Source organism: Pseudomonas sp. GW821-FHT09A09, from assembly GCF_059418405.1.
Genome location: NZ_JBWKPU010000046.1, coordinates 38,682 through 45,320, shown reverse-complemented (window position 1 = coordinate 45,320; position 6,639 = coordinate 38,682). Strand labels below are relative to the sequence as shown.

The 6,639-nt window shown below is 64.1% G+C and carries 6 protein-coding genes; 3 read left to right on the top strand and 3 right to left on the bottom strand.

The annotated features are described in order from the left end of the window. Nucleotides 1-80 precede the first annotated feature (80 nt). Complete coding sequence (locus AC07OV_RS27650) at nt 81-1,109, bottom strand: alginate lyase family protein (protein WP_495093389.1); 1,029 nt, start codon at nt 1,107-1,109, stop codon at nt 81-83. Nucleotides 1,110-1,218: 109 nt separating this feature from the next. On the opposite strand from AC07OV_RS27650, the gene dapF reads away from it, so the two are divergent. Further along, nucleotides 1,219-2,022 (top strand): diaminopimelate epimerase, encoded by an 804-nt coding sequence (gene dapF / locus AC07OV_RS27645; protein WP_494998817.1) that lies wholly within the window; start codon nt 1,219-1,221, stop codon nt 2,020-2,022. Here dapF and AC07OV_RS27640 read toward each other — a convergent pair. Beyond that, the gene (locus tag AC07OV_RS27640) at nt 2,019-3,152 is read right to left on the bottom strand and encodes a PAS domain-containing sensor histidine kinase (protein WP_495093388.1); all 1,134 of its coding nucleotides are present in this window, start codon (nt 3,150-3,152) and stop codon (nt 2,019-2,021) included. The two genes, dapF and AC07OV_RS27640, sit on opposite strands and share 4 nt — an antisense overlap. Next, on the bottom strand, nt 3,142-3,957 hold the full coding sequence (locus tag AC07OV_RS27635; RefSeq protein WP_495093387.1) for an alpha/beta fold hydrolase: 816 nt from the start codon (nt 3,955-3,957) through the stop codon (nt 3,142-3,144). The genes AC07OV_RS27640 and AC07OV_RS27635 overlap by 11 nt, the downstream gene beginning before the upstream one ends. A gap of 127 nt (nt 3,958-4,084) precedes the next feature. Between AC07OV_RS27635 and AC07OV_RS27630 the strand changes: the two genes are divergently transcribed. Next, on the top strand, nt 4,085-5,323 hold the full coding sequence (locus AC07OV_RS27630; RefSeq protein WP_495093386.1) for a TPM domain-containing protein: 1,239 nt from the start codon (nt 4,085-4,087) through the stop codon (nt 5,321-5,323). Nucleotides 5,324-5,399: 76 nt separating this feature from the next. Continuing rightward, complete coding sequence (locus AC07OV_RS27625; RefSeq protein ID WP_495093385.1) at nt 5,400-6,605, top strand: TPM domain-containing protein; 1,206 nt, start codon at nt 5,400-5,402, stop codon at nt 6,603-6,605. Nucleotides 6,606-6,639: the final 34 nt, after the last annotated feature.

Here is a 6,639-nt window from a genome sequence, read left to right as displayed (position 1 = left end):
CCCCCCCGCCCCCCCCCCCCCCCCCCCCCCCCCCCCCCCCCCCCCCCCCCCCCCCCCCCCCCCCCCCCCACTACAACAGGTTATTTCAAATAGCAGGCGTTGATCCAATCGGCCGGGTGTTCGGCCAGTTGTTTGGCCACGGGGAGGTAACGCGGGTCCAACTGCGCCGCCAACCAGAACAGCGTGGCGCTGCTCTTGGGCTGCCAGGTGCCGGCGTACCCGGCCTCGCCGACCTTGGCGCGGTCTTTGTCGAATTGCACGTGGGTATGCACGAACTCTTCGTGGCTGCGTTGCCCGGTGGCATAGGGCACGAGCCAATCCAGCGCGGCGCCCAGTGATGCGCCATTGGCGCTGAGCGTCAGCCAGTCGCCGCCGTAGGGCTTGGCCGCCAACGCGGCCTGCACCAGGGGCTCGAGGTCGTAGACCACGTAATGCAAGGCGTCGCGGTCCTGAAAGTCCGTCACCGAACCGTCAGGCAGCACGTTATCGGCAATCTGCTGTTTGAACAGTTGATGGGCCTGCTCCAGCATCGCCCGGTCACCCAGCGCGGCGGCCGCCACGGTCACCAACTTGACGCGATGGCTCTGCCAGTTGTTGGTCTGGGTACCTTTTTTCTGCCCGTGAAACTGCTGGATATGCGCGATGTAACCGTTGCCCAGGCGGCTGATCAACTGGCGGGCGGCCTCGCGGGTCTGCGGGTGCAGGTGGTCGGCCGTCAGCGCGTAGGCATTGATCAGCATATCGAGGTTGGTTTCGTCGATCGGGTTGAAGTCCGGCTGGTACACCTCGGCCCAGGCGGCGAGGTAGTCATCGACCTGCTTGAGGTAACGCGCATCGCCGCTCAAGCGCCAGGCCAGGGCCGCTTGGCGCAGGATCGGCCAGTCTTTTTCCGCAGTAATGCTCTGCTCGCGAATCCCTTGATGGGGCAGGGTGCCTTCGGTGTGCAGGTGGGCCAGCGGGTGAGGCTGGTCGCCCAGATGGCGTTCGGCAGCGGCCAGCAGGGCTTTGTTCGTCGGGTTGGTGGCGGTGGGCTGGCACAGGTCGGCGGCCAAGACTGCGTGGGACAGCGCAGCCAGCACGGCAGCCAGGGCAAAGGCAATTTTGTTCATGAAGGGCTCGGCAGGATTGGCACCAAAATACGCTAGCACGCGACCGAATCCGCCGAGATGAAACTGCCGTATGCTTAGGCTCCCGTTCAGCTCGCCCACAGGAGCGCCCATGACCTTGCCGTTTGTGAAGATGCACGCCCATGGCGACGACTTCATCATCATCGACCGCCGTGGCCTGCACGACCCCATCACCGCGCAGGTCGCGCGCACGCTCGGCGACCGCCACACCGGCATCGGCTTCAACCAGCTGGCCGTAGTGCTCGACTGCGACGACGCCGCTGCGCGCATCAAGTTCTGGAACCCCAACGGTACGCCCCTGGCGACCTGCGGCAGCGCCACCCGTGGCGTGGCCGACCGCCTGATGCACGAAGCCGGCACCGACACCGTCGTGTTGCGCACCGATCGTGGCCTGTTGACCTGCGAACGTGCCAGCGGGCAGTGCGTCTCGGTGGACATGGGCCAGCCCTCCCTGGACTGGGCGGCCGTGCCCCTGGCCGAGGCGCTGGACACTTGCGTGTTACCCATCGAGGGCAACCCGGCCGCATGCAGCATGGGCAATCCGCACCTCACGTTTTTTGTGGAGGACATCCACACGGTCGACGTCGCGGCACTCGGCCCGGTGCTGGAAGTTCACCCGCTGTTCCCGGCCAAGACCAACGTGCATTTCGTGCAGGTGCTCGACCGTGGCCGCATCCGCCTGCGCATCTGGGAACGTGGCGGCGGCGTGCCGCTGGGCTCGGGGTCGTGCTGCTGCGGGGCGGTGGTCAACGGCATCCGCCGTGGGTTGCTGGACGACCGCGTCGAGGTGCAGTGCGACGGCGGCAGCGTCACCGTGCAATGGGACGGGCAGGGCGGCGTGGTGTTGACCGGCCGCGTGGAGCCGATCATGCAGGGCACTGCCTGCGGTTTCTAGAACGTTACGGTAAAGGTGGTGCCCTGGGTGGCGCAGGAACTCACGGCCACGTCGCCACCGTGCACCCTGGCCAGTTCGCGCACGATGTACAGGCCAAGGCCCACGCTGCGCACATCACTGCCCTGGTCGGTGCCGCGGGTCATGGGTTCGAACAGCCCGGCCAGCAACGTTTGCGGGATGGCTGCGCCGTGGTTGTGCACCGACACTTCGCAGCCGCTGTCGCCCAGGCGTGAGGTGATGGTGATCGGCCGCAGCAGGTCGCCATACGCCACGCTGTTGGCCACCAGGTTGCCGATGATCTGCTGCACGCGGTCGGCATCCAGGCAAGCCTCGCCGCTGCCGTCGGCGGTGTGTTCCAGCGTGGCCTTGGGGAAGGCCACGCGCAGCTCGTCCACGGCGCGATGAATCACCGCGTGCAAATCCAGCGGCGCGGCCTTGATGGTAATGCCCTGGCCGACCCGAGCCTGGGTGAAGTCCAGCAGGTCGGCGATCATCCGTTGCGCACGCTCGGAGGACTGGCCGATATGCCCCAGCAACTGGCGCTCCTTGGCGGTGCGCTCGCCACGGTTGAGAAAGTCCGACGCCATGCGAATGGCCGTCAGCGGGTTTTTCAAGTCATGGCTGACGATCGCCACCATCTGCTCGGCAAACAGCGCGCGGCGCTGGGCGATGGCGTACGCCTCGCTGAGTTCGGCCTGGGCGTTTTTGAGGGCCAGTTCGGTGGCGGTTTTTTCCTGCAGCAGCGCCTCGGCCAGGTTGCGCGCGTTGAGCAACTCGCGCTCGTACTTGTCGCGGTCGGTGGTGCCGAACAATGCCAGGTCATGCACCACGCCGCCGGCCTGTTCGCGCTTGAGAGCATTGAGCAGCACGGTCACCTTGTGCCCGTCCCGGTGCAGCATGTCGAGCTTCACTTCGGTGACGCTGCCGCGCATGCGCAACATGGGCGCCAGGTGAGTCTGGTGGAAGATCCGCCCGCCCATGGTCAGCAGGTCCTGGAAGCGCCGGCCGCACAGCTCGGCGGTGCTGAACCCCAACCAGTCGCTGAAACGGGCGTTGGCTTGCACGATCGTGCCGTCTTCGGCGGTGACCGCCAGGGCACAGGCGGCGCTGTCGAACAGGTCAACTGGCATGGGCGACCGCCCACGGCGCCAGGAACACTTCCATGGCCGCCGCGCACGCCTGTGGCGCGCTCATGTGCAGGCAATGGCCGACGTTATCGACCAGGCAATAGGTGCTGTTGGGCAACACGCTGTGCAGGTATTCGCCCACGGCGACCGGAGCGATCAGGTCATCGCTCGATTGCAGAATCAGCACCGGGGTGGTGAGGCCGCTCACGTCCTGACGGTTATCCGACAGGAAGGTGACCCGCGCAAACTGCTTGGCAATCTCCGGCTCGGTGCGGCAGAAACTGTCGGTCAGTTCCTCGCTCAGCGCCGGTTGCCCAGGCGCGCCCATGATGACCGGGGCCATGGTGCTGGACCAACCCAGGTAATTGCTGTCGAGGGTGTCGAGCAGGTCGTCGATGTCGCTGCGCGTGAATCCGCCGACATAGCCGACGTCATCGATATAGCGCGGGGAAGGGCCGATCATCACATGGGCGGCGATACGCGCGGGCACCTGGCGGTCGGCGAGGGTGCCGATCATCGCGCTGACCGAATGGCTGACCAGGATCACCGGGCCGACGGCAAAGGCGTCGATCAGCTCGTTCAAGTCTCGGGCATAGCCGTCCAGCGTGCTGTACTTGGCCTTGTCGAATGCACCCAGGTCCGAGAGACCGGCGCCGACCAGGTCATACATGACCACCCGGAAGCGCTCGAAAAATTGCGGCGCCAGGTAGTTCCACATGGCCTGGTTGCAGCCGAAACCGTGGGAAAACACCAGGGTCGAGGTGCCGTGGCCCATCACACTGACGTTGTTGCGGTGTCGTAGGTCCATGGGCTTCTCGGTTATGGCGTATTGCTAGCGTGTTGGGAGTTTAGATAGTCAAAGGCGTGGGGTCACGCGTTATAGCGCCGATAGGGTAAAGTCGGCGCCTTCAGGAAGAAACTTCAGGTAATAAAGCATGAGGCGGTGGTTGTACCCATCTATTTTGAGTCTGCTGGTACTAATGGCCACAGGCCTGTTGCGCGTCGCCCTGGCGGACGCTTCGCCTATTGGCGTGGCCCTCGACCAGCGGGTGATCGACCTCACCCACACCCTCGACACCCGCGTCGTCACCCGTCTCACCGACCAACTCGCGGCGCTTGAACAAAGCAACGGTGCGCAAGTGGCGGTTCTACTGGTGCCCACCACCGAGGGTGCGAGTATCGAAGACTATGCCAACCGGGTGTTCCGCGCCTGGAAACTGGGGCGCAAGGCGTTCAACGACGGCATTCTGCTGGTGGTCGCCAAGGACGACCGCAACGTGCGCATCGAAGTGGGCTACGGGCTGGAAAACACCGTCACCGACGTGCTGGCCAAGCGCATCATCGAGGAGCGCATCACACCGGCTTTTCGTCAGGGCGACTATGCGGGGGGGATTACCGATGGCGTGAATGCCCTGGTATCGCTGGTGGAAGATGCCGGCTCGTTCAAACTGGTTGAGCAAGCGTCGCCGCTGGGCGTCACTGCTGTGTTGCTGGCGTTTGTGATCGGAGCAGCGGGTGGTGTGCTGGTGGTGAGCCGCAGGCTGCGCATGCGCTACGCCGTGATGGCCACGCTGGTGCTGACGTTGCTGGTAGGGGTTTTAACCCTGTATCAGGACTGGCCGTTGTACCCCTTGGTGTTTGCATCGAACGTGCTTGTAAGCGCTGTGGCATTCGCAATGTTGTGGCGGTTTCCCAGGCTGTTCTACTGCGCGTTGGCGTTACTGGTTTACGTCGTGAGTCTGCTCGTGGTGAACCAATACGGCGACGTCAACTTTATCGACTGGTTTCACATTCTGGTGGGTTCAGCCATTTTGCTGGGGTTGTTCTGGGTCGCGTCGGTGGTCATGAGGTTCGCCTGGGGAAAAAGCCGAATAGGGTTTTTCGTACGACTGTGTCTGACGGTGGGGGTGTATGTAACGGCCGGGCTGGACGCGGAGGCTGGCCCTGACAGTTGGTTCTTGGCGGTGCCGATTGCTGCGTTTGCAGGGCTGTTCATCTTCTGCCTGAGCCCCAGTGATTTCAGCTCGGGGTCGGGCGGTGGATCTCGTCGTGTGCGCTTCAGGTCCAGCGGCGGCTCCTCCAGCGGCGGATCTTCCAGCAGTGGTTCCTCCGGTGGCGGCGGGTCGGGCCGAGGCGGTTCCAGTGGCGGTGGCGGGGCTTCCGGCAGTTGGTAATGGGAGCAGGACGTACGTGTTGTAGGTCGATAAGGTAAAGTCGGCACCTTCAGGAAGAAACTTCGGGTAACAAAGCATGATGGCGATTTTGCGGCAATCCATCTTGAGCCTGGTGGCAATACTGTTCATCGGCCTGTTGAGCACCGCCCAGGCGCAGAGTTCGCCCATTGGTGTTGCCCTTGACCAGCGGGTGATCGACCTTACAAACACCCTCGACGCGGGCACGACCACCCGTCTCAAAGATCAACTCGCCGCCCTTGAGCAGCGTAAAGGCGCGCAAGTCGCGGTATTGCTGGTGCCCACCACCGGCGGCGCAAGCATCGAGGACTATGCCAACCAGCTGTTTCGCGCCTGGAAGCTGGGGCGCAAGGATGTCAACGACGGCATCCTGCTGGTGGTGGCCAAGGAAGACCACAAGGTGCGCATCGAAGTGGGTTACGGCCTTGAAGGCACCGTGACTGACCTGCTGGCCCACCGCATCATCGAAGAACACATCACCCCGGCGTTTCGCCAGGGCGACTTTGCGGGCGGCGTGCAGCAGGCGGTCAACGATTTGACCCTGCTGGTGGACGGCGGTGATCTGCCGGCGCCGGCTGCACGAGAGGTTAACCCTCAGTTCATTGCGCTACTGCTGGCGTTTATCGCCGGGGCCATCGGCGGCGTGCTGATGGCAGCCGGGAAGCTGCATTGGCGCCGTGCGTTGATTGCCAGCGTGGCGGCCACGGTGTTGCTGACCATTTACGGCGGTGGCCCTGACTGGCCGATGTACTTGCTGGTGTTGCCGTTGACCCTGCTGATTGGCGGCGCCACCTTCGGCGCATTGTGGATGGCGCGCGTGGTGTTTTACAGCGTGGTCGCGGTGCTGGCGTATATCGTCGGGTTGTTGGGGGTGGATCACTTCGTGGCAGTGGACTTCGTGCGCTGGCTGGCGATGCCACTGGGTGGCGCCTTGGTGCTGGGGTTATACGCGGGGTTGTTCTTTGTCATCCGCGAATCCTGGAGAAAAAGCCCGCGCTTTTTCATCGTACGGGTGCTGGCGGTGGCGGCGGTGTACGTGGCGGTGGGGATGTTGCTGGGCCATGGCTACCAGGACTGGCTGGTCGCGATACCGGCGGCCTCGATCGTGGCGTTTATCGTGTTTGTGCAGAGCATTTCCGAGGGCGGTTCGGGGTCGGGCGGTGGCTCGTCGGGTTCGAGTTCAGGCAGTTCCAGCTCCAGCAGTAGCAGTTCTTCGGGTGGCGGTGGCTCCAGCGGCGGCGGCGGAGCCTCCGGCAGCTGGTAAATGATTCCTCGCACTTGTAGTGAGCGAGCTTGCC

What these genes read in the sequence shown, in the direction of transcription:
- AC07OV_RS27650 (WP_495093389.1), bottom strand. Translation starts at nt 1,109, where the DNA reads ATGAACAAAATTGCCTTTGCCCTGGCTGCCGTGCTGGCTGCGCTGTCC.
- dapF (WP_494998817.1), top strand. Translation starts at nt 1,219, where the DNA reads ATGACCTTGCCGTTTGTGAAGATGCACGCCCATGGCGACGACTTCATC.
- AC07OV_RS27640 (WP_495093388.1), bottom strand. Translation starts at nt 3,152, where the DNA reads ATGCCAGTTGACCTGTTCGACAGCGCCGCCTGTGCCCTGGCGGTCACC.
- AC07OV_RS27635 (WP_495093387.1), bottom strand. Translation starts at nt 3,957, where the DNA reads ATGGACCTACGACACCGCAACAACGTCAGTGTGATGGGCCACGGCACC.
- AC07OV_RS27630 (WP_495093386.1), top strand. Translation starts at nt 4,085, where the DNA reads ATGAGGCGGTGGTTGTACCCATCTATTTTGAGTCTGCTGGTACTAATG.
- AC07OV_RS27625 (WP_495093385.1), top strand. Translation starts at nt 5,400, where the DNA reads ATGATGGCGATTTTGCGGCAATCCATCTTGAGCCTGGTGGCAATACTG.